Here is a 22,354-nt window from a genome sequence, read left to right on the forward strand (position 1 = left end):
GGGGCGGACGGGCCATGGGCGGGTGCCTCCTCGATCGCGGCGGGGGAAGTGGAGCGGCCCCGGCGCCCGCACCGAGGTGCTGGGCTCCGGGGCCGCTCCGGCGTGCCGAGACTACGCGGAGAAGCGCGGGAAGGCGGAGCGACCCGCGTAGGTCGCCGCACCTCCCAGGATCTCCTCGATGCGCAGCAGCTGGTTGTACTTCGCGACGCGGTCCGAGCGGGCCGGGGCGCCGGTCTTGATCTGGCCGCCGTCCACCGCGACCGCGAGGTCGGCGATGGTGGTGTCCTCGGTCTCGCCGGAGCGGTGCGAGAGGATCGCGGTCATGCCGTTGCGCTGGGCCAGGGCCACGGCGTCGAGCGTCTCGGTGAGCGTGCCGATCTGGTTCACCTTGACCAGGATCGAGTTGCCGGCCTTCTCGGCGATGCCGCGGGCGAGGCGCACCGGGTTGGTGACGTACAGGTCGTCTCCGACGAGCTGCACCTTGTCGCCGATGGCCGCGGTGAGGTGGGTCCAGCCGGCCCAGTCGTCCTCGTCCAGCGGGTCCTCGATCGAGACCAGCGGGTAGTTGGCGACGAGGTCGGCGTAGTAGGAGGAGAGCTCCTCGGCCGAGAGCTTCTTGCCCTCGAACGTGTAGGCGCCGTCCTCGTAGAACTCCGAGGAGGCGACGTCGAGCGCGAGCCCGATGTCCTTGCCGGGGGTGAAGCCGGCGGCCTCGACGGCCTTGAGGATGAAGTCGAGCGCCTCGCGGTTGGTGGGCAGGTCGGGGGCGAAGCCGCCCTCGTCGCCGAGGCCGGTGGCGAAGCCGGCCTTCTTCAGCTGCGCCTTGAGCGCGTGGTAGATCTCGACGCCCCAGCGCAGGCCCTCGGAGAAGGACTCGGCGCCCAGCGGGACGGCCATGAACTCCTGGATGTCGACGCCGGTGTCGGCGTGCGCGCCTCCGTTGATGATGTTCATCAGCGGCACGGGCAGGGTGTGCGCGTTCGGGCCGCCGACGTAGCGGAACAGGTCGAGGTCCGACGACTGCGCGGCGGCCTTGGCCACGGCGAGGCTGACGCCGAGGATCGCGTTCGCGCCCAGGCGGGACTTGTTCTCGGTGCCGTCGAGCTCGATCAGCTCGGCGTCGACGAGGCGCTGGTCGGTGGCGTCGAAGCCCTCGATGGCCGGGCCGATCTCGTCGATGACGGCGTCGACGGCCTTCTGCACGCCCTTGCCGAGGTAGCGGTCGGAGTCGCCGTCGCGGAGCTCGTACGCCTCGAACGCGCCGGTGGAGGCGCCGGACGGGACGGCCGCTCGCGAGGACGCGCCGTCCTCGAGCAGGACCTCGACCTCGACCGTGGGGTTGCCACGGGAGTCCAGAATTTCTCGGGCGACGACTGCCTCGATAAGGGCCACAACTATCTCCTCTTGACGGGTGGGCTCCCGGAGACGGGAGCGGTCGGGAAGGAGTCTACTGACCGCCTCCGAAGCGCAGGAGACCGCGGCCGGTCGTAGACTCCCAGGGCCCGATCGCCGGACGGCCCGGGCGCACCCGCCGACCCGGAGGTTCCCCGTGACCACGACCGCCGCCGACCACGTCGACCGTCTCACCGCCGTCGTCCCGGACTTCCCGAGCCCGGGCATCCTGTTCCGCGACCTCACGCCGGTCTTCGGCGACGGCGAGGCCCTGCGGGCGGTGGCCGACGCGCTGATCGAGCCCTACCGCGGCCGGATCGACGCGATCGCGGGCGTGGAGGCGCGCGGCTTCCTGCTCGCCGCGGCGGCCGCCTACTCGGCGGGTCTCGGCGTCGTCACCATCCGCAAGCCCGGCAAGCTCCCGCGGGCCGTGCTGCGCGAGCAGGCGACCCTCGAGTACGGCGAGACGATGCTGGAGGTGCACGAGGACGCGGCGCCCCGCGGCTCGCGGCTGCTGCTGGTCGACGACGTGCTGGCGACCGGGGGCACGCTCGACGCGAGCCGGCGCCTGATCGAGCGCGCAGGGTGGAGCCTCGAGGGGATCGCGGTGGTCATGGAGCTCGACGGGCTCGGGGGCCGCGAGGTGCTGGCCGGCCACCGCGTCGACGCGATCGTCACCGTCTGACCCGGCCCCGTCGCTCCGCTCCCCCTGCCCTCCCCTTCCCGCGAGACGCCACCGGCATATGCGACCCACCGGGCGAGCCGCACTCGAGTGGCGTCCCGCGGAAGGGGGAAGGGACGGGGTCAGGTGAGGGAGAGGGACATCCGGGAGAGGACGAAGGTCTCGAGCACCTGCACGAGCATGTAGAGCACGAGCGAGACGCCGGTCACGAGCACGACCGCCGACCAGACGTCCGCGAACCGGGCCTGGGCGGACCAGGCGTTGATCGCCCCGCCGATGCCCGCACCGGTGGAGAGCCACTCCGCGAGCAGCGCGCCCGTGATCGCCCCTGGCACCGAGATGCGGATCGCGGCGAAGAGCGAGGGCAGCGAGCCGGGGATGGCCACCTTGCGGATCGCGGTGAGAGTGCTGCCGCCGTAGACCGCGACCACGTCGAGCATCTGCGGGGAGGCGTTGTTGAGGCCGAAGGCGATCGTCACCAGCGCGGGGAACAGGACGACGATCCCGCCGATCACCGCGACCGAGGCGATCGAGCCGGTCCCGAAGACGAGGATGATCAGCGGCGCCATCGCGATCAGCGGCACCGAGCGCAGCAGCATCGCGAACGGCATCAGCGCGTGCTCGATGCCCTTCGACAGGCGGAACAGGATCGCGCCGAGGATCGCCACGACCAGGCCGGCCGCGAAGCCGATCAGCGCGTCGCCCATGGTCACGGCGAAGAGGCCGCCCAGCTCGGCGCGGTGCTCCGCGGCCTTCGCATCGGTCACCAGATGCTGCCAGACGTCCCACGGGCCCTTGACCACGTAGGGCGAGACCCCGCTGAAGAGGACCACGCCGATCCAGATCGCCAGCACGATCACGATCGTCGACAGGGCGACGAGCAGGCTCTTGCGCAGGCTCTTGAGAGTCGCGCCGAGGGCGGCCGTGCGCAGCTGACGCCGCAGCTCGTCGACCGCGAGGATCGACGTGGCCGTGGACTGCTCCGTGCGGTCGGGGACGGTGGTCGTCATGGTCATGCCCGCTTTCCGGAGGACCAGGGCGCGATGAGGCGCCCGATCAGTCCGACGATGCCGTAGCCGAGGAGCGCGACGCCCGCGCAGAGGAGGAAGAGCGCCCAGACGCGGGGCGAGTTCAGCGAGACCTGCGCCGCGACCAGGATCGGGCCCACGCCCGTCTCGATCTTGCCGAAGTACTCGCCGAGGATCGCGCCGAGGAAGGCCGCGGGCACCGCGATCTGCAGCGCCGACAGGATGTTGGGCAGCGCCGCGATCAGACGGACCTTGCGCAGCTGGGTGAACCGCGAGCCCCCGTAGACCGTGACGACGTCGAGCGCCGCCTTGTCGGCCGCCTTCAGCCCGAGCAGGCTGCCGACGACCGTGGTGAAGAACACCGAGAGGCCGGCCAGGAAGATCGCCGTCGCGCTCGCCTTCCCGGGAGCGTCCGCACCGCCGAGGATCAGCAGCACGATCGCTCCGATGGCGACGATCGGCACGCAGTAGGTGATGACCGCGAGCTGCGAGACGACCCCCTCCAGCCAGGGCAGGACCAGCACGAGCGCCGAGAGCACGAGCGCGAGGAGGTTGCCCCAGAAGTAGCCGACGGCCGCCTCGCCGATCGTGACGGAGAAGTTGCGCCAGTAGAAGCCCGCGCCGTCCTCCATCGCGGTCTGCACGACCTGCACGGGAGTGGGGACGGGCGCGTAGGTCGCGGCGCCGGTGGGCGCGGTGACGAGCGCCACGATCCACCAGACGGCGACGATCGCGGCGACGCCGATCAGCCCGGTGAGCCACGGAGGCAGGGACAGGGTGCGGCGCGGGGCCGCGGGGAGCGTGGTGGCCACGATGCCTCCTAGACGCGGTCGTCCGCGGCCGCGCCGCCGTCGCCGAACAGCAGCTCGGAGGCCTGGTCGACGTAGGCGTGGAACTCGGGGGTGCGCTGCATCTCGGGGGTGCGCGGGCGGGGGAGGTCGATGTCGATGATCTCCTTCACCCGTCCCGGGCGCGGGCTCATCACCGCGACGCGGTCCGAGAGGAAGATCGCCTCCGAGATGCCGTGCGTGACGAGGAGCGTCGTGGCGGGCTTCTCGGTCCAGATCCGCAGCAGCTCGAGGTTGAGCTTCTGCCGCGTCATGTCGTCGAGGGCGCCGAACGGCTCGTCGAGCAGCAGGACCTCGGGCTTGAGGATCAGGCACCGCGCGATCGACACGCGCTGGCGCATGCCGCCCGAGAGCTGGGCCGGCTTGGCCTTCTCGAAGCCGCGGAGGCCGACGAGGTCGATCAGCTCGTCGATGTAGGACTGGTCGACGCTCTTGCCCGCGATCTCGAACGGCAGGCGGATGTTCGCCATGACGCTGCGCCACGGCAGGAGCGCGTGGTCCTGGAATGCGATGCCGAGCTTGTTGTCGCGGCGCAACTCCTGGGGAGTGCGGCCGTCGACCCGGATGGAGCCGGACGTCGGCTCCTCCAGTCCCGCGAGGATGCGCAGGATGGTCGACTTGCCGCACCCCGACGGGCCGAGCAGGGCGAGGAAGCTGCCCTGGTCGGTGTGGAGATCGGTGTCCTGCAGCGCCGCGACGCTGCGCGAGCCCATCCGGAACGTCTTCGACAGGCCGTGGATCTGGATGCCGGTGCCGCCGGCACCCTGGTCGCGCAGGGTGCCGGCGTCGGTCGTGTCGGTCACGAGTGGTGCCCTTCGTGGATCAGGATCAGGCCGCGTACTTCATCAGCTCGGGGTTCTCCTCGTAGACCTCGTCGAGGAGGGTCAGATCGAAGAGGTCCTCGGCCGTGACGTCGATCCCGGCGCCCGCGAGGGACGCGATGGTCTCGGACTGCAGCGTCTCGGAGATGGTGAAGAGGCCGTTCGAGACCGTCTCGTCCGAGACGACCAGTTCCTCGGCCTGGATGGTGGCGCCCTTCTTGGAGGACTCCTCGTTGAGGCCGAGGTCCTTGCCGTAGTTCTCGACGGCGAGCATCGCGCCCGCCTCCGGGTCGTTGACCGCGTCGGTCCAGCCCTTGATCTCGGCGACGAGGAACGCCTTCAGAGCGTCGCGCTTCTCGGCGATCGCCTGCTCCGACACCGAGAAGGTCTCGGCGACGAAGGGGAGGCCGTTGTCGGCGAAGGGCAGGTTGACGACCTCGTAGCCCTCGGCCGCGACCGTGATGGCCTCGTTCGTCAGGTAGGCGATGAAGCCGTCGACGGTGCCGTTGACGAGGACGGAGGGGTCGTACTCGACGGGGACGACTGTGAGGTCGGACTCGGACAGGCCGTTCGCGGCGAGCAGCGCCTGGAACAGGGAGGTGTTCGAGGCCTGGACGCCGATCTTCTTCCCGGCGAGGTCGGCCGGAGTGGCGATGTTCCCGGCGGTCTTGATCGAGAGGACCGTGAAGGGGTTCTTCTGGTAGGTCGCGCCGATGATCTTGAGCGGGGCCTCCTGCTGGGCGATCGCGGTGCCGATCGAGACGGCGTCGCTGAGCGCGACGTCCGCGCTGCCCGAGAGGAGCTCGGCCACGCCCGTCGAGGGGCCGGGGGTGAGCGTCACTCCCGCGAGGCCGGCCTCGGTGAAGTAGCCCTTCGAGTCGGCGAAGAACTCGCCCGCGAACTCCTCGTTCTTGATCCAGGAGAGCTGGACCTTGAGGGTGCCGAGGTCGCCGCCGTCCGCGGCGGACGCGCCGGAGGAGTCGGAGGCGCAGGAGGCGAGGACGGAGGCGCCGCCGATCGCGAGGCCGGCGACACCCGCCAGGCGGAGGAGGCTGCGGCGGTCGAAGGCCGGGAGGGAACGGAGGGGCGACAGGGTCAAGGGGACTCCTCGGGTGGGGATCGTCAGGGCTGCTGCGGTGCGGTGCGCGGGGTCGCAACGGGGTGCCCGTGCAGGCGCGCCAAGCCGCGCCGATCGGGTGCCTCGACGCTATCCGGGGGAGATTTCTCGGGTGTGTCCGCAGATTTCGCGGGTATTAAGGCTCTCACGGATCCGACAAGGATCCGACCAGATCGACATGATCCGCTGACGGATCATCTGAGACCCTGTTCAGGCCTCACAGGACGGCCCCGGCCCCTCCCACGGGCGCGGCTCAGCGCAGGCAGCCGGCGTCGCTCACCCGGCGCCGCCGGCGCGGATCAGCCGAGGTCCTTGAAGGAGAGGTCGGCGGCGGAGGCGGCGTCCCGCGGAACGAGCGCGAAGCGCGTGAAGCCCGCGGCGGCCGCGCGGTCCAGCAGCGGGGTGAGGTTCTTCGCCCGGCGCTCGAGGCGCACGCGCGAGCCCCGGGCGATCAGCTCCTGCTTGAGCGCGAGCAGCAGCTCGGGCGCCGCGTCGCGCTCGTGGACGAGGACGACGGCGTCGGGACGCTCGACGACGGCACCGCCGATCAGCTCGACGATCCGCTCGAAGCCGATCGAGAAGCCGCAGGCCGGCACGTCCTGACCGAGGAAGCGGCCGATCATCCCGTCGTACCGCCCGCCTCCGCCGACCGAGGAGCCCGAGGACGGGTGCGCGATCTCGAAGATCGTGCCGGTGTAGTAGCCCATGCCCCGCACGAGCGTCGGGTCGAAGCGGAGCGAGACGCCGGCGGGCAGCGAGCGCAGCGACCGGGCCAGGGTCTCGAGCGCGAGCACCGCCTCCGGGTCGATGCCCTCGGGCAGCACGTCGAGGATCGCGGACTGCTCGAGCGCCACTCCCCCGGCGGCGACCGCCTCCTCGATCCGCGCGAGGTAGCCCCCGAGGACCGCGGCCGCGTCCGGCCCGTCGGCCTCGAGCTCGGCGACGACCCCGGTGGCGCCGATCTTGTCGAGCTTGTCGATCGAGATCAGCGCCGGGCCGAAGCGCTCGGGGGCGAAGCCGCAGTGCTCGAGGATTCCGGTGAGGATGCGGCGGTCGTTGATCCGGATGGTGCAGTCCTCGAGGCCCAGCGCGTCGAGCGCCGCCGCGGTCGCCGTGATGAGCTCGACCTCGGCCAGCTGCCCGGGCTCGCCGATGATGTCGATGTCGCACTGCACGAACTGGCGGTACCGCCCCTTCTGCGGGCGCTCGGCGCGCCACACCGGCGCGATCTGCACCGAGCGGAAGACGGCCGGCAGCTCGGCGCGGTGCGAGGCGTAGAAGCGGGCGAGCGGCACCGTGAGGTCGAAGCGCAGGCCGAGGTCGGCGAGGGCGGACGCGTCGTCGACCGCCGCGAGGTCGTCGCGGGTGAGCCCGCGGCGCAGGACGCTGAAGGCGAGCTTCTCGTTGTCGCCGCCGAGCCCGGAGTGGAGGCGGTCGAAGTCCTCGACCACGGGCGTCTCGATCTCGTCGAACCCGTGGGAGGCGTACACGCGGCGGATGACGCCGAGCGCGTGCTCGCGCTTCGCCTTGTCGGCGGGGAGGAAGTCGCGCATGCCGCGGGGCGGGGTGATCGGGGAGGCCATGACGGCGATTCTCCCAGATCGGCCGGGGCGGGCCGGCGGGCGCCTCAGTCCGCGCGCCGCTCCTGCTCCACCGCGCGGATCTCATCCTGCAGGTCGCGCGTCGCGGTGCGGAGCGCACGCTCGGCGTCGAGCCCCTGGGCGCGGGCGGAGGCGACGATGGCCAGCAGCAGCGGGCCGAGGTCCTCCTCCGACTCGATGGGCAGGGGGCCCTGGCCGGCGTCCACGACGCCCAGCGAGGTCGCCTTGCCGATCACCTTGTCGGCGAGCGCGAGAGCCGGCATGCCCTGCGGGATCCCGTCGAGCACGCTCGTGCGGTGCGGCTTCTCGGTGCGCTTGAGCTCGTCCCACACCGCGATGACGTCGTCGGCCGTCTCGGCCGTGGCGTCGCCGAACACGTGCGGGTGGCGGCCGATCATCTTGGCGTTCATGTGCGCCGCGACGTCCTCGATGGTGAAGGGCTCGGCGCTCTCGGCCGCCAGGTCGGCGTGGAAGAGCACCTGGTAGAGGACGTCGCCGAGCTCCTCGATCAGGTCGGCCCGGTCCCCCGCCTCGATGGCGTCGACGAGCTCGTGCGACTCCTCGATCAGGTAGCGCACGAGCGACTCGTGGGTCTGCTCGGCGTCCCACGGGCAGCCGCCCGGGGCGCGGAGGACGTGGACGGTGCGGATGAGCTCGTCGAGCCGGGGATGCGCGGTCACCCCGCCATCCTCGCATCCGGTCCGGCCGCCTCCGCGGACATCCGGGCGGCGCGGGCGCCCGGGAGCCTCAGGCCCGCGCGAGACGCCGCCGCGCGACGAGGAGGCAGCCGCCGGCGACGAGCGGCACCGCGGCGAGGAGCCCGGGCGACGCCGCGACGGACACCGCGGTCGAGGCGCTGACCAGTGCACCCGCCAGGTTCCAGAGGACCACCGCGACTCCCGCGCCGTCCCCGATCGGGAGCGGCACCGGGCTGAGCAGCTGCGGCGGCAGCGGACCCCGGGTCGCGTCCATCGCCCGCGCGGCGACGGCGGCGACGGCGGTCGCGGCGGCCACCGGCACCGCCGCGCCCGGGAGCAGCAGCGAGGCGGCGAGGGCGCCGAGCATCGCGACTCCGACCGCGAGCACCAGCGGGAGGACGGCGTGCAGGAGGAGCAGCTCGAACGGGCCGGGGGCGAGGAGCGCCGGCTGTCCCGCGGTCGCGGCGGCGTGACGGAAGCCGTCGCTCCAGACGCCGGCGCCGAGGTAGGCGAGCACGCCCGCCGCGGCGGCCGGGAGTGCGAGGAGGGAGGACGGCACGACCGCGGCGAGCACGGCGGCGGCGCCGGCGGCGGCCAGCGCGACGACCGCGACCGCCGAGCGTCCGGGAGTGCGCAGCGCGCCGATCGCGTCGCGCACCGGCACCGCGAGGGCGAGCGGGGAGAGGCGGACCGCTCGGAGCCCCCGCCCGATCGCCGGGAGGGCGCGGTACCCGTCGAGCGACTCGGCGAGATCGCCCGTCGCTCCGAGCCGGGCGGTCGCCGACCACTGCCGGGCCTGGGCGAGGAGCCGAGGTCCGCGCGCGGCGTCGAGCAGCCGGGGCGCCGCGGCCAGGACGACCGCGGCCGACGCGAGCAGCACGGTCGCGGCGCGCACCTCCTCCGCTCCGCTCACGGCCGAGGCGAGGAGGCCGCCCGGCGTGGGCGCACCGGGCACGAGGGCCCCGAGGACCGCGAGGGAGGCGAGGAGGCCCGCCGCGAGCGCGGGGAGGCGCGAGGGCAGGCACTGACCGGCGAGCCAGGCGACGGCGAGGAGGCCGGCGAACGCGGCGCCGCCGGCGACGGCCGCGAGGATCGGCGCGGAGGCGGCGAGGGCGAGGAGCGACGCGACGGCGGAGCAGCACGCCGCGAGACCGGCCGACGCCCGGACCACGGGCAGGCGGAGCACCGACCAGCGGCGCAGATCGGTCGCGAGCAGCACGGCCGTGGTGTGCGGCTCGCCCACCGCGGGTCCGCGCACCCGGCCCAGGAGCACGGCGGCGGGCAGGGCGAGGCCCGCGGCGAGGGCGATCAGCGGCTCCGGCGCGGCTCCCGCCTCGGCGGCGAGGAGCGCGAGGGCCCGGGCGAGAGGGAGGACGACGACGAGGACGGTCATCGCGGCGAGGTAGCCCACGTAGGCGCGCGGACTCGGCGGAGCCGCGGCGCGGTGCCGGTGCAGAGCCCGCACCTCGGCGACGCGGGCCCCCTCCGCGCGCGTCACGCCCGCTCCAGCTCGACGACCCGCGCGCCCAGACCCTCGATCAGCACAGGGCTGTGGGTCGCGACGACGAGCGCCCGGGACGCGGCTGCGCGCCGCAGGACCTCCGCGACCAGCGGCACCCGCTCGACGTCGAGCCGCTGCTCCGGCTCGTCGAGCAGCAGCACCGCGGAGGGACGGGCCAGCACGAGCGCGAGGGAGAACAGCTGCGTCTGCCCGGAGGAGAGCTCGTGCGGGAAGCGGCGGGCGAGCGGAGCGAGCGCGAGCGCGTCGAGACCAGCTGCGGCCTCGCGGCGGGCGTCGGCGACCGGCTCGCCCCACGAGACGGCGACCATCGCGAGGTGCTCCTCGAGGGTCAGGTCCCGCTCGAAGGGCGGAGTGCCGATCAGGGCGGCGACGGCGCGGCGGTGGGCGGCGGAGCGCTCCTCCGGGGCGCGCCCGGCCACCGCCACGACTCCCTCGCTCGGAGCGGTGAGGCCGGCGATCACCCGCAGGAGCGTGGTCTTGCCGGTGCCGTTGCGGCCCGTCACCGCGACGCGCTCCCCCGCCTCCACCTCGAGCGAGCACGGGGCGAGCAGCTCGACCCCCGAGGCGCGCACCGCGACCCCGCGGACGGCGACCAGCGGGCCGGCGAGCGGGTCCGGCGTGTGGGGGCGTCGGGCGGCGAGGAGCGGCATGCCCTCCATCCTGCCAGCGGGCCCTCCCGCAGCGGCGACGGCCGCCGGAGCGGGACGGCGCGCCACCGGGGAGCGCCGCCCCGAGGACCTCAGACGGTGACCGGCTCCGGGAACAGCGCGTCCAGGAGCGACGCCACCCACTGGATGAGCGCCCGGTCGCCGAGCGGGACGCCGTCGAGCACGGGCATCGGCACGACGACCGCGTCGGCCTGCTGCAGGTACTTCGCGGTCGGGTACATCCGGCGCAGGCGCACCTGGATCGAGTCGGGCAGATGAGCGGGAGCCACGCGGACGTTCGAGCCCATCGCGACCACGTCGCTGAGGCCCGCCTTCTGCGCGCGCATGCGCAGCCGCGACACCAGGATGAGGTTCTCGACCGCCTCGGGCAGCTCACCGTAGCGGTCGGTCAGCTCCTCGACCACGAGGTCGATGCTCCCCTCCTTCGCCGTCGGCGACGACGCGGCCGACAGCTTCTGGTACGCCTCCAGGCGCAGCCGCTCGCTGTCGACGTACTCCTCCGGGATGCGCGCGTCGACGGGCAGCTCGAGCCGCAGCTCGGTCTGCCCCTCGGCGACCTCGCCGCGGAAGGTGTCGACGGCCTCGCCGATCATCCGCAGGTAGAGGTCGAAGCCCACGCCCTGGATGTGCCCGGACTGCTCGCCGCCGAGGAGGTTGCCCGCACCGCGGATCTCGAGGTCCTTCAGCGCGATCTGCATGCCGCCGCCGAGATCCGAGTTGGCGGCCAGCGTCTGCAGCCGGTCGTGCGCGGTCTCGCTCAGCGGCTTCGTCTCGTCGTAGAGGAGGTACGCGTAGGCGCGCTCGCGGCCGCGGCCGACCCGCCCGCGCAGCTGGTGCAGCTGCGAGAGACCGTACTTGTCGGCGCGGTCGACGATCAGCGTGTTGGCGTTCGGGATGTCGAGGCCGGTCTCGACGATCGTCGTCGACACCAGGACGTCGAACTTGCGCTCCCAGAAGTCGACGATGATCCGCTCGAGCTGCGACTCGCTGAGCTTGCCGTGCGCGACCGCGATCCGCGCCTCGGGAACCAGCTCGGCGAGCTGCGAGGCGACGCGGTTGATCGTCGAGACGCGGTTGTGCACGAAGAACACCTGGCCCTCGCGCAGGAGCTCCCGGCGGATCGCGGCCGACACCTGCTTCTCGGAGTAAGGGCCGACGAAGGTGAGGATCGGGTGGCGCTCCTCCGGCGGGGTCGCGAGGGTCGACATCTCGCGGATGCCGGTCACCGCCATCTCGAGCGTCCGCGGGATGGGCGTGGCGCTCATCGAGAGGATGTCGACGTTCTTCTTCAGCGCCTTGAGCTTGTCCTTGTGCTCGACGCCGAAGCGCTGCTCCTCGTCGATCACGAGCAGGCCGAGGTCCTTGAAGACGATGTTGTCGCTGAGGAGCCGGTGGGTCGCGATGACCATGTCGACGGTGCCGTCGGCCAGGCCCTCGATCGTCTCCTTCGACTCCTTCGCGCTCTGGAACCGGCTGAGCGCCCGCAGGTGAACGGGGAAGCCGGCGAAGCGCTCCTGGAACGTCTCGAGGTGCTGGCGGACGAGCAGCGTGGTCGGCACGAGCATCGCGACCTGCTTCCCGTCCTGGATCGCCTTGAACGCGGCGCGCACGGCGACCTCGGTCTTGCCGAAGCCGACGTCGCCCGAGAGCAGGCGGTCCATCGGGATCGGCCGCTCCATGTCGGCCTTGACCTCGTCGATGACGGTGAGCTGGTCGGGGGTCTCGGCGAACGGGAACGCCTCCTCCAGCTCGCGCTGCCAGGGGGTGTCCGGCGGGAACGCGTGCCCGCGGGAGGCCATCCGGGCGGAGTACAGCTTCACGAGCTCGACCGCGATGTCGCGGACCGCGCGGCGGGCCTTGCTCTTGGCCTGCGCCCAGTCGCTCCCGCCCATCTTGCTCAGCGCCGGAGCCTCGCCGCCGACGTAGCGGGAGAGCAGGTCGAGCTGGTCCGTGGGGACGAGCAGCTTGTCGCCGGGGAAGCCGCGCTTGCTGGGGGCGTACTCGAGCACCAGGTACTCGCGGCGCGTCTTGATCGCGTTGCGGCCCCCGCTGGAGACCTCGCGCTGCGAGAGCTCCACGAACCGGCCGATGCCGTGGGTGGCGTGCACGACGAAGTCGCCGGGGGTGAGCTGCAGCGGGTCGACGACGTTCTTGCGGCGCGACGCGAGCTTCTTCACCGCGCGGGAGTCGTAGCCGACGGTGCGGCCGTAGAACTCCGTGTCGGTGAGCAGGGCGAGCTTCGCCTCCTCCACCTCGAAGCCGTGGTCGACGGAGGCCTGGACCACGTAGGCCAGGCCCGTCTCGAGCCCGGCGGGGAGGTCGGCGACGATGCGGGCGGCGACCTCGTGCTCGGCGAGGACCTGGTCGGTGCGCTCGACCGTGCCGGTGCCGGGCGCGGTCAGGACCACGGTCCAGCCGTCGGCCAGGCGCGCGCGGACGTGGGCGAGGGCGCCCTCGACGCTCGCTCCGAAGCCGGGGACCGGCTCGCCCTCGACCCGGACGGCGAGGATCTCGTCGATCCCGAGCTCCTCCGGCAGCACCTCGGCCTCGCCCGCGGCGGGGCCCTGGCGGAACGTGCTCATCGTCCACCACGGGTGGTCGGGAGCGTCGGCGCCCGGGGCGCTGAGCTTCACGGAGTCGCGGAGCGCGCCGAGCGAGATGAACTCGCCCGAGGCGAGGTCGATGGGGGCCTCGGCGCCGGCGGTCGCCGCGCTCCAGGCCGCCTGCAGGAACTCGCGGTTCGTCTCGGCGAGGCTGATCGCCCGCGTCGCCACGCGCTCGGGGGCGAGGACCGCGACGGCCGCCCCCTCGGGGAGGTAGTGCGAGATCGGGACCAGCCGCTCCAGCAGCGCGGGGGCGAGCGACTCCATCCCCTCGACCGGGATGCCCTCGGCGATCTTCGCGAGCATCGCCGACAGGCTCGGGAACTCGTGCAGCATCTCGCGGGCCCGCTGCCTCACCGCGGGCACCAGCAGCAGCTCGCGGCTCGGCGGGAGGACCACCGAGTCGGCCTCGCCCGGGAGCGATCGCTGATCGGCCACGGAGAAGCCGCGGATGGAGTCGACCTCGTCGCCGAAGAAGTCCACTCGGCTCGGATGCTCGGCCACCGCGGGGAAGACGTCGAGGATGCCGCCGCGCACGGCGAACTCGCCGCGGCGCGTGACCATGTCGACCCGGGCGTAGGCCAGGTCGACCAGCTCGGAGGAGATGCGGCCGAGGTCGTAGCCGCGGGCGCCCTTCACGAGTCGGATCGGCTCGATGTCGGCGAGGTTGTCGGCGACCGGCTGCAGCGCCGCGCGCACGGAGGCGACCACCACGAGGGGCCGCTCGCCGGACCACTGCTTCATCCGCCGCAGCGCGTCCAGGCGCCGCCCCACGATCTCGGCGCTCGGGCTGAGGCGCTCGTGCGGCAGCGTCTCCCACGCGGGGAACTCGACGACGTCCGCATCCGGCAGCATGCAGCCGAGAGAGGCGCGCACGTTCTCGGAGTCGCGGCCCGTGGCCGTGACCACCAGCGCCGCCTGCGGGCGTCCCGCCTCCGCGCGCCTCTCGATCAGGCCCGCGAGCAGGGGGACCCGGAGGCCGTCAGCCACCGAGAAGTCGGCGTCCCGCACCGCGTACGCGAGAGCATCGTCGAACGTGGAGGCGCGCGACAGCGCCGAGATGATCTCGTTGAGGGGCACGGGTCCAGTTTACGGCCGCCCCGCGGGCCGACCGCCGAGGGAACCCCGAACCGTCGAGGGAGCCCGGGGCTGCGGTCTCCCTCGCCGTCCGGGGTCCCCTCGGCGGAGGGCGGGTCAGGCGCTGGTGTGGAACTTCAGCTGGGCGGCGGAGAGGCCGGAGTCGGCGATGAGCTCGACGGCGTCGGCGGCGTCCGAGACCAGGATCGGGAGCGCCTCGCGCTCCGGGCCGGCGAAGTCCTTCAGCACGAAGTCGGCGGCCTGCTGGCGGCCCGGCGGGCGGCCGATGCCGACCCGCACGCGCAGGAACTCGGCTCCTCCGGTCGCCGCGAGGATGTCGCGGATGCCGTTGTGCCCTCCGTGACCGCCGCCCTGCTTGAGGCGCAGGGTGTCGAAGGGGATGTCGAGCTCGTCGTGCACGACGATCAGGTGCGCCGGGTCGACCGAGTAGAAGTCGAGCAGCTGCGCCGTCGGCCCGCCGGAGAGGTTCATGAAGCTGTTGGGCTTGCCCAGCACGAGCTTCGGTCCGCCCGGGCGGAGGAAGCCCTCGGCGACCACGGCGTTGGCGCGGTTGTGCCGGCGGAACGAGCCGCCGATCCGTGTCGCGAGCTCGTCGAGCACCATCTGGCCGACGTTGTGCCGGTTGCGCGCGTACTGCGCGCCCGGGTTGCCCAGTCCGACGACCAGCCAGGTGTCACCCATGTCGTTCCTCTTCCTCGGGGACGGCGGAGGGGCTCCCCCGCCGGACGCGGAACGGGCCCGCCGCGGCTGCGAGCGGGCCCGTTCCCGGGGTGGTGCGGACTACTCCGCGGTCTCGGCGACGACGTCGCCCGAGGCCGGGGTCTCGTCGTCCTCGCCCAGGTCCTGCTCGACCTCGGCGGTGACGTTGACGATGAGCACCTCGGCGTCGGTGACCAGCGTGGCGCCCTCGGGGAGCGTGACGTCGGCAGCGGTGATCTGCGTGCCGGCCTCGAGGCCCTCGACGGAGACGACGATGTTCTGCGGGATGCGCGTGGCGTCGACCTCGAGCGAGAGGGTGTTCGACTCGATCGAGACGAGGGTGCCGGGAGCGGCGTCGCCCTCGACGTGCACGGGGATGTCCACCTCGACCTTCTCGCCCTTGTTGATGACGACGAGGTCGATGTGCTCGATGATCTGGCGCACCGGGTCGCGCTGGATGTCCTTCACCAGCGTGGTCTGCGCGGCGCCCTCGATGTCGAGCTCGAGGATCGCGTTCGCCTTGCGGGTGAGCAGGAGCACCTGGTGGCCCGGGAGGGTGAGGTGCTGGGGCTCGGTGCCGTGGCCGTAGAGGACCGCGGGGATCTTGTCCTGCGCGCGGATCTTGCGGGCGGCGCCCTTGCCGAACGAGGTGCGGACCTCGACGACGACCTTGTTGGTCAGTTCAGCCATGATGTTCTCCTTGGGCGGCGCGCACGCCACCGGATCGGGTCGTGGCCTGCGGCCACGGACGGTTTGTCGACTCGAACGCATGTCAGCGTGAGGAGAAGTCCGTGGCGCCCCGTGGGGGCCTCGCCTGCTTCCACCGCGTCGATCACGGATGCACGTGCATCCCTCGCCGAAGTTCAGCTGCCGATCCTACCCGGCATCGCGGCCGCCCGCCAGCAGAGCGGTCGCGCCGCCGGACTCGGAGCCGGACGTCCAGGCGGACCGCCTACCGTGCGGATATGACGAGCGACGACTTCGGCTCCTACGTCGAGAAGAACGGCTTCCACCGCGACACGAACTACATCCCGACGCGGATCACCGCCGACGGCCGCGACGGGTACCCGGTGGAGGCCGGGCGCTACCGCCTCGTGGTCTCCCGCGCCTGCCCGTGGGCGAACCGCGCCGTGATCGTGCGGCGCCTGCTCGGTCTCGAGGACGCCCTCTCGATGGGCATCTGCGGGCCCACGCACGACAAGCGCAGCTGGACCTTCGACCTCGATCCGGGCGGGGTCGACCCGGTGCTGGGCATCCCCCGCCTCCAGGACGCGTTCTTCGCCCGCTTCCCCGACTACCCGCGCGGGATCACCGTCCCGGCCCTCGTGGACATCCCGAGCGGCCAGGTCGTCACGAACGACTACCCGGTGATGACGCTCGACTTCTCCACCGAGTGGACCGCGTTCCACCGCGACGGCGCCCCCGACCTCTACCCCGAGGAGCACCGCGAGGAGATCGACGAGATCGCCGAGCTGGTCTTCCACGACGTGAACAACGGCGTCTACAAGTGCGGCTTCGCCGGGTCGCAGCGCTCCTACGACCGGGCCTACGACCGCCTCTGGGCGCGGCTGGACTGGCTGGAGGAGCGGCTGAGCACCCGCCGCTACCTGGTCGGCGACACCATCACCGAGGCGGACGTGCGGCTCTTCACGACGCTCGCCCGCTTCGACGCCGTCTACTACAGCCACTTCAAGGCCAACCGGAACCTGCTGTCGGCGATGCCCGCGCTCTGGGGCTACGCCCGGGATCTGTTCGCCACTCCGGGGTTCGGCGACACGATCGACTTCACCCACATCAAGTCGCACTACTACGAGGTGCAGCGGGACATCAATCCGACCGGCGTCGTCCCCAAGGGCCCGGACCTCTCCGGCTGGCTCGTCCCCTCGCGCCGCGAGGAGCTCGGCGGCCGCCCGTTCGGCGACGGCACTCCCCCGCCGCCGCCGATCCCGTCGGAGCGCGTCCCCCTCGGCCACGGCGCCTGACCGGCTCCGGTCGCGGTCGTCGCGGCGCGCGCAAGACCGTGCGCGCGCCGCACGACCGATGTGCAGCCGGGAGACGGCTCGGACCCGGGCTCCCCGGAGCGACCCGGGGCTAGCCTGGGCTCGCCCCTGAACGCGAACGTCGAGGAGAACCGTGTCTGACAAGCCCACCGCCACAGCCAACATCGGAGTCGTCGGTCTGGCGGTGATGGGCTCGAACCTCGCCCGCAACCTCGCCAGCCGCGAGGGCAACACGGTCGCGGTGTTCAACCGCTCCTACGGCCGCACCGAGACCCTCATCACGGAGCACCCGGAGGCGGGCTTCGTCGCCTCCGAGACCATCGAGGACTTCGCCGCCTCGCTCGCCACCCCGCGCACCGCGATCATCATGGTCCAGGCCGGCCGCGGCACCGACGCCGTGATCGAGCAGCTGACGAAGGTCTTCGAGCCCGGCGACATCATCGTCGACGGCGGCAACGCGCTCTTCACCGACACCATCCGCCGCGAGAAGGCTGTCCGCGAGACCGGCATCCACTTCGTCGGCACCGGCATCTCCGGCGGCGAGGAGGGCGCGCTCAAGGGCCCGTCGATCATGCCCGGCGGCTCGGTCGAGTCCTACAGGACCCTCGGCCCGATCCTCTCGTCGATCGCCGCGGTCGCCGAGGGCGAGCCCTGCGTCACCCACATCGGCACCGACGGCGCCGGCCACTTCGTCAAGATGATCCACAACGGCATCGAGTACGCCGACATGCAGCTCATCGCCGAGGCGTACGACCTGCTCCGCACCGTCGGCGGACACGAGCCCGCCGCCATCGCCGAGGTCTTCGACGCCTGGAACAAGGGCGACCTCGAGTCGTACCTCATCGAGATCACCGCCGAGGTGCTCCGCCAGGTCGACGCCGACACCGGCAACCCCTTCATCGACGTCGTCCTCGACCAGGCCGGCTCGAAGGGCACCGGCGTCTGGACCGTGCAGAACGCGCTCGACCTCGGCGTCCCCGTCGGCGGCATCGCCGAGGCCGTCTTCGCCCGTGCCGTGTCCTCCCACCCCGAGCAGCGCGAGGCCGTGCAGGCCCGCGTCACCTCGCGCCCGACCCCGGTCGAGAAGTACGAGGGCTTCGAGGACGACGTGCGCGCCGCGCTCTACGCCTCCAAGGTCGTCGCCTACTCGCAGGGCTTCGACGCGATCATCGCCGGGGCCGAGAAGTACGGCTGGGAGATCGACAAGGGCGCGGTCGCCAAGATCTGGCGCGCGGGCTGCATCATCCGCGCCCAGTTCCTCAACCGCATCGTCGACGCCTACGACGAGAACGCCGGCATCACGACCCTCCTCGAGGACCCGTACTTCGCCGAGGCCGTCGCCAACGGCGAGGCCGCCTGGCGCCGCATCGTCTCGACCGCTGCGCTCTCGGGCGTGCCGATCCCCGGTTTCGGCGCCGCGCTGTCGTACTACGACTCGCTCGCCTCCAAGCGCCTCCCGGCCGCTCTCGTTCAGGGTCAGCGCGACTTCTTCGGAGCGCACACCTACAAGCGCGTCGACAAGGAGGGCACCTTCCACACGCTGTGGTCGGGTGACCGCACCGAGGTCGAGCAGGACCCCTCCACGCACTGACCCGCGTCGCACGGGAAGGCGCCCCCGCCTGCAGGATCCACGGATCCTCGGTCGGGGGCGCCTTCCTCGTCGCGGAGGGAGCTCCCCTGTCGTCAGCGGAGCCGGGCGGTGGCGTCCGGCTCCCCGAGCGGGCGCTCGACGCCCGGGCCGGCTGACCCCTCAGGTCCGGAACGCCCGCGCGATCAGGAGCGCCGCCAGGAGCACCGCTGCGGCGGCCGCCGTGGCCGCCGGGAGGGCGAGCAGGAGCAGCAGCGAGACCGCGGCCGACGCGAGGGCCGGGCCGCTCGCCCCGGCAGCTCCGTGGTCGAGGCGCCGCACGATGGTCGCCACCAGCAGGGCGGCCACGGCGAAGGCGAGCAGCGCGTCGGCGTCGAGGATCACGACCGCGAGCACGGCGACCAGGCAGAGGACCAGCTGGGCCGCCGCGGGCACGCCGGTCCTGCGGTTCCTGGCGGCGAGCACCGCCGGCATCTCCCCTGCGTCGGCGAGACGCACGAGGGCGCGCGCATCCCTCCTCCCGAGGTCGAGGAGCGCGAGCAGGACCGCGATCACAGCGGCGGCCCCGACGAGCCCGGACGCGGGCGTGCCCCGGGTGACAGCGCTCAGGGGGGTCTCCGAGGACGCGAGGACCTCGGGACCGGCCGCCAGGAGCAGACCGGTGGCGAGCGCGGCGGCGGCCGCCGTGGCGATCCCGATGCGCAGCAGGGCGGGGCGGAGAGCCGTCACCGCGCCGGAGCGGGAGGTCGGCAGGAGGATCAGGAGCAGGGCCGCGGCGGTGCCGGCTCCCAGCGGCCCTCCGTCGCGCAGCGGGTCGAGCGGCGCGGGGTCCGGAGGGGACGCCAGCACGATCACGGCGGCGGCGGCCAGCAGGACGACGACCGCACCGACGAGGAGCAGGACCGGGCGAGCGGGGAGGCGCCCGCCGCGCAGGCCGAAGAGCGCGACGGCCACGAGCAGCAGGACGGCCAGGGGCCGGGCCGCTGCACCGAGGACGGACTGGGCCGCGGTCAGGGCCAGCGCGGCCGAGGCGAACGCCCGCCCGACGATCCCGAGCCACTCGGAGGAGGGGCCGTCGTGGACGGTGCGCCCGGCGTCGGCGACGGCGCCCAGGGCCGCGGCGGCCGCCGCGACGGCGAGCCCGAGGAGCAGCCACCAGCCCGCCGCGGCGGCGGCCGGCGACCAGACCAGGAAGACCGCCGCCAGGGCGAGGGTCGCATCCGAACGCTGGGGCACGGCCTCACCCTAGGCGGTGGAGCCGGGGCGGGACCCGGGTGCGCCGTGCAGGGCGCACCCGGGGCGCGGGGTCCTACGCGTCGCCGTCGAACATCGACGTCACGGAGCCGTCGTCGAAGACCTCGTGGATGGCGCGGGCCAGCAGCGGAGCGATGGGCAGGATCGTCAGGCGGTCCCAGGTCTTCTCCGGCGGCAGCGGCAGGGTGTCGGTGACGACGACCGAGTCGATGAACTCGGAGCTCAGGAGCTCGACCGCCGGGTCCGAGAAGACGGCGTGGGTCGCCGCGACGACCACGCCGATCGCGCCCGCCTTCTTCAGCGCCTCGGCCGCCTTCGCGATGGTGCGCCCGGTGTCGATGAGGTCGTCGACGAGGAGGCAGACGCGGCCCTTCACCTCGCCGACGATCTCGTGGACGGAGACCTGGTTGGCGACCTTCGGGTCGCGGCGCTTGTGGATGATCGCCAGCGGGACACCGAGCTTGTCGCTCCAGATGTCGGCGACGCGGACGCGGCCCATGTCGGGCGAGACGATGGTGAGGGTCGAGGGGTCGAGCTTCTCGCGGAAGTGCTCGAGCAGCACCGGCATCGCGAAGAGGTGGTCGACGGGGCCGTCGAAGAAGCCCTGGATCTGCGCCGCGTGCAGGTCGACCGACATGATCCGGTCGGCTCCCGCCGCCTTGAAGAGGTCCGCGACGAGGCGGGCCGAGATCGGCTCGCGGCCGCGGCCCTTCTTGTCCTGGCGCGCGTAGGGGTAGAAGGGGGCGACCACGGTGATCCGCTTGGCGGAGGCGCGCTTGAGCGCGTCGACCATGATCAGCTGCTCCATCAGCCACTCGTTGATCGGGGACGTGTGCGACTGGAGGACGAACACGTCGCCTCCGCGGACCGACTCGCCGTAGCGGACGTAGAGCTCGCCGTTGGCGAAGGTGCGCCCCTCGGTCGTGACGAGCTCGGTCCCGAGCTCGGCGGCGACCGCCTCCGCCAGTGCCGGATGCGCCCTCCCCGAGACGAGGACCAGGCTCTTCTTGTTGCTGGCGGTGATGCCGGTCACTGTGCTCCGCTTCCTCCGGTGGGCGCCTGGTCGGATCCGGTGGGATCCGACGCCAGGGCCGCCTCGGCGGCGTCGGCCGCTGCGGTGCCCGGACGGTGGGTCTGCACCCACCCGGCCATGTTGCGCTGCGGAGCGACGGTGATCCCGAGGGCTCCGGCGGGGATGTCCTTGCGGATGACCGTGCCGGCGCCCGTGTACGCTCCGTCACCGATTCTAACGGGGGCGACGAAGACGTTGTGCGACCCCGCACGCACGTGCGAGCCCACCACGGAGGACGCCTTGCTCACCCCGTCGTAGTTGGCGAAGATCGAGCCGGCGCCGATGTTCGACTCCTCGCCGATGACCGCGTCGCCGACGTAGGAGAGGTGCGGGACCTTCGATCCCTCGCCGATGACGGCGTTCTTGGTCTCGACGTAGGTGCCGATCTTGCCGCGGGCGCCGAGCACGGTGCCGGGGCGGAGGAACGAGAACGGGCCGACCTGGGCCTTCGCGCCGATCACGGCGAGCGTGGCGTCGGAGCGCTTCACGACCGCGTCCTCGCCGACCTCGCAGGAGTCGAGCGTGGTGTCCGGGCCGATGACCGCACCGGTGGCGATGACGGTCGGGCCCTTGATCTGCGTGCCCGGGAGGATCTCGACGTCCGGGGCGAGGACCGCGTCCACGTCGATCCAGGTGGTCGCCGGGTCCTGGATCGTGACGCCCTCGAGCTGCCAGCGGCGCACGATGCGCGCGTTGAGCTCGAGCGCCGCGTCGGCGAGCTGGGCGCGGTCGTTGATCCCGGCCACGAGCCAGCGGTCCTGCACGGGGACGGCCTCGATCGCGCGGCCGGCGGCCTTGAGCGCGGCGGCGGCGTCGGTGAGGTACTTCTCCCGCTGGGCGTTCTCGGTGCCGATCGCGCCGATGACCGAGCGGAGCGCGGCGGCGTCGAAGGCGTAGACGCCGGCGTTGATCTCGGTGAGGTCGAGCTCGCCGGGGCTCGCGTCCTTCTGCTCCACGATGGACGCGAAGGCGCCGTCGGCGCCGCGGACGATCCGGCCGAAGCCGGTCGGGTCCTCGAGCACGCAGGAGAGCATGGTGAGCGCGTTCGCCGCGGCGAGGTGCTCGTCGACCAGGCGGCGGAGGGTCGGCGCGTCCAGCAGCGGGACGTCGGCGCTCAGCACGACGACCGTGCCGGCGAAGGACTCCGGGAGCGCCGCGAGGCCCTGCTCGACCGCGCGGCCGGTGCCGGGCGTCTCGTCCTGGTCCACCACCAGCGCGGAGGGGGTGTGCTCGAGGACGGCCTCGGCGACCCGGTCGCGCTCGTGGCGCACCACGGTGACGACGTGCGCCGCGTCGAGCGAGGCGGCCGTGTCGAGCACGTGCCCGAGCAGCGGCCTCCCGGCGAGGCGGTGCAGGACCTTCGGGGTGCGGGACTTCATGCGGGTGCCCTGGCCTGCCGCCAGGATCACGACGGCGAGCGTGCTGTCTGCCATGTTCTTCGCGTTCTCCTCCGTGAGCGCACCGTCCTGGTGCCGCTCCGCCACCAGGATTCGAACCTGGACCGGACAGCTCCAAAGGCTGCCGTGCTGCCGTTACACCATGGCGGACCGCGCGATCGCGCGCCGTCCATCCTGCCATCCCCGCGCCCCCGGCCCCGCCTCGGGCGCGGGCGGCCGCCGCTCGGGCGGACGACGGCGGCCCGGGAGGCCCCCGCCTCCCGGCC

General features: G+C 72.9%; 18 protein-coding genes and 1 tRNA gene. 3 read left to right on the forward strand and 16 right to left on the reverse strand.

Features of this window, described 5'->3' with window-relative positions; translation table 11 throughout:
* Nucleotides 1–111 precede the first annotated feature (111 nt).
* Nucleotides 112–1,392: a phosphopyruvate hydratase gene (gene eno / locus C5C30_RS16025; protein ID WP_104222361.1), complete on the reverse strand. Its 1,281-nt coding sequence runs from the start codon at nucleotides 1,390–1,392 to the stop codon at nucleotides 112–114.
* A 157-nt stretch (nucleotides 1,393–1,549) separates the two neighbouring features.
* Here eno and C5C30_RS16030 point away from each other — a divergent pair, with 157 nt between their 5' ends.
* Complete coding sequence (locus C5C30_RS16030; protein ID WP_104222360.1) at nucleotides 1,550–2,077, forward strand: adenine phosphoribosyltransferase; 528 nt, start codon at nucleotides 1,550–1,552, stop codon at nucleotides 2,075–2,077.
* Between the two features lie 119 nt (nucleotides 2,078–2,196).
* Here C5C30_RS16030 and C5C30_RS16035 read toward each other — a convergent pair whose 3' ends face one another.
* From C5C30_RS16035 to C5C30_RS16085, 11 genes are all read right to left on the reverse strand, one after another.
* Nucleotides 2,197–3,090, reverse strand: coding sequence for an ABC transporter permease (locus tag C5C30_RS16035; RefSeq protein WP_104222359.1), 894 nt, complete (start codon nucleotides 3,088–3,090; stop codon nucleotides 2,197–2,199).
* Nucleotides 3,087–3,914, reverse strand: coding sequence for an ABC transporter permease (locus C5C30_RS16040; RefSeq protein WP_258059477.1), 828 nt, complete (start codon nucleotides 3,912–3,914; stop codon nucleotides 3,087–3,089). The genes C5C30_RS16035 and C5C30_RS16040 overlap by 4 nt, the downstream gene beginning before the upstream one ends.
* 8 nt (nucleotides 3,915–3,922) lie before the next feature.
* Nucleotides 3,923–4,663, reverse strand: a complete 741-nt coding sequence (locus C5C30_RS16045; RefSeq protein WP_104222373.1) for an ABC transporter ATP-binding protein — start codon at nucleotides 4,661–4,663, stop codon at nucleotides 3,923–3,925.
* A gap of 115 nt (nucleotides 4,664–4,778) precedes the next feature.
* A complete protein-coding gene (locus tag C5C30_RS16050; RefSeq protein WP_258059873.1) occupies nucleotides 4,779–5,870 on the reverse strand; it encodes an ABC transporter substrate-binding protein in 1,092 nt (363 codons plus the stop codon).
* Between the two features lie 317 nt (nucleotides 5,871–6,187).
* Nucleotides 6,188–7,471, reverse strand: a complete 1,284-nt coding sequence (hisS, locus tag C5C30_RS16055) for a histidine--tRNA ligase (RefSeq protein ID WP_104222357.1) — start codon at nucleotides 7,469–7,471, stop codon at nucleotides 6,188–6,190.
* Nucleotides 7,472–7,515: 44 nt separating this feature from the next.
* The gene (locus C5C30_RS16060; protein WP_104222356.1) at nucleotides 7,516–8,169 is read right to left on the reverse strand and encodes a MazG family protein; all 654 of its coding nucleotides are present in this window, start codon (nucleotides 8,167–8,169) and stop codon (nucleotides 7,516–7,518) included.
* A gap of 67 nt (nucleotides 8,170–8,236) precedes the next feature.
* Nucleotides 8,237–9,685, reverse strand: coding sequence for a hypothetical protein (locus tag C5C30_RS16065; protein WP_104334087.1), 1,449 nt, complete (start codon nucleotides 9,683–9,685; stop codon nucleotides 8,237–8,239).
* Nucleotides 9,682–10,359, reverse strand: coding sequence for an ATP-binding cassette domain-containing protein (locus tag C5C30_RS16070; RefSeq protein ID WP_104334088.1), 678 nt, complete (start codon nucleotides 10,357–10,359; stop codon nucleotides 9,682–9,684). The genes C5C30_RS16065 and C5C30_RS16070 overlap by 4 nt, the downstream gene beginning before the upstream one ends.
* A gap of 89 nt (nucleotides 10,360–10,448) precedes the next feature.
* Complete coding sequence (mfd, locus tag C5C30_RS16075; RefSeq protein WP_104262852.1) at nucleotides 10,449–14,060, reverse strand: transcription-repair coupling factor; 3,612 nt, start codon at nucleotides 14,058–14,060, stop codon at nucleotides 10,449–10,451.
* 114 nt (nucleotides 14,061–14,174) lie between these two features.
* A complete protein-coding gene (gene pth / locus C5C30_RS16080; protein ID WP_104233681.1) occupies nucleotides 14,175–14,759 on the reverse strand; it encodes an aminoacyl-tRNA hydrolase in 585 nt (194 codons plus the stop codon).
* Nucleotides 14,760–14,858: 99 nt separating this feature from the next.
* The gene (locus C5C30_RS16085; protein WP_104238997.1) at nucleotides 14,859–15,467 is read right to left on the reverse strand and encodes a 50S ribosomal protein L25/general stress protein Ctc; all 609 of its coding nucleotides are present in this window, start codon (nucleotides 15,465–15,467) and stop codon (nucleotides 14,859–14,861) included.
* Nucleotides 15,468–15,742: 275 nt separating this feature from the next.
* Here C5C30_RS16085 and C5C30_RS16090 point away from each other — a divergent pair, with 275 nt between their 5' ends.
* The gene (locus tag C5C30_RS16090; RefSeq protein ID WP_104226929.1) at nucleotides 15,743–16,759 is read left to right on the forward strand and encodes a glutathione S-transferase family protein; all 1,017 of its coding nucleotides are present in this window, start codon (nucleotides 15,743–15,745) and stop codon (nucleotides 16,757–16,759) included.
* 151 nt (nucleotides 16,760–16,910) lie between these two features.
* Nucleotides 16,911–18,368 carry an NADP-dependent phosphogluconate dehydrogenase gene (gene gndA / locus C5C30_RS16095; RefSeq protein ID WP_104233684.1) on the forward strand — a complete coding sequence of 486 codons (1,458 nt, stop codon included), beginning with the start codon at nucleotides 16,911–16,913 and terminating at the stop codon, nucleotides 18,366–18,368.
* 159 nt (nucleotides 18,369–18,527) lie between these two features.
* Here the strand turns inward: gndA and C5C30_RS16100 are convergent, their stop codons facing one another.
* The 4 genes from C5C30_RS16100 to C5C30_RS16115 all read right to left on the reverse strand — a co-directional run bounded on the left by C5C30_RS16100 (nucleotide 18,528) and on the right by C5C30_RS16115 (nucleotide 22,238).
* Complete coding sequence (locus C5C30_RS16100; RefSeq protein ID WP_104334089.1) at nucleotides 18,528–19,601, reverse strand: hypothetical protein; 1,074 nt, start codon at nucleotides 19,599–19,601, stop codon at nucleotides 18,528–18,530.
* A 73-nt stretch (nucleotides 19,602–19,674) separates the two neighbouring features.
* The gene (locus tag C5C30_RS16105) at nucleotides 19,675–20,652 is read right to left on the reverse strand and encodes a ribose-phosphate diphosphokinase (RefSeq protein WP_104222342.1); all 978 of its coding nucleotides are present in this window, start codon (nucleotides 20,650–20,652) and stop codon (nucleotides 19,675–19,677) included.
* Nucleotides 20,649–22,124 carry a bifunctional UDP-N-acetylglucosamine diphosphorylase/glucosamine-1-phosphate N-acetyltransferase GlmU gene (gene glmU, locus C5C30_RS16110; RefSeq protein ID WP_104274334.1) on the reverse strand — a complete coding sequence of 492 codons (1,476 nt, stop codon included), beginning with the start codon at nucleotides 22,122–22,124 and terminating at the stop codon, nucleotides 20,649–20,651. Before glmU ends, C5C30_RS16105 begins: the two co-directional genes overlap by 4 nt.
* Before the next feature lie 42 nt (nucleotides 22,125–22,166).
* A tRNA-Gln gene (locus tag C5C30_RS16115) sits at nucleotides 22,167–22,238 on the reverse strand.
* Between the last annotated feature and the right edge of the window lie 116 nt (nucleotides 22,239–22,354).

This window comes from Rathayibacter sp. AY2B5 (assembly GCF_002931645.1).
In the GTDB taxonomy this organism is placed as follows: Bacteria; Actinomycetota; Actinomycetes; order Actinomycetales; family Microbacteriaceae; genus Rathayibacter.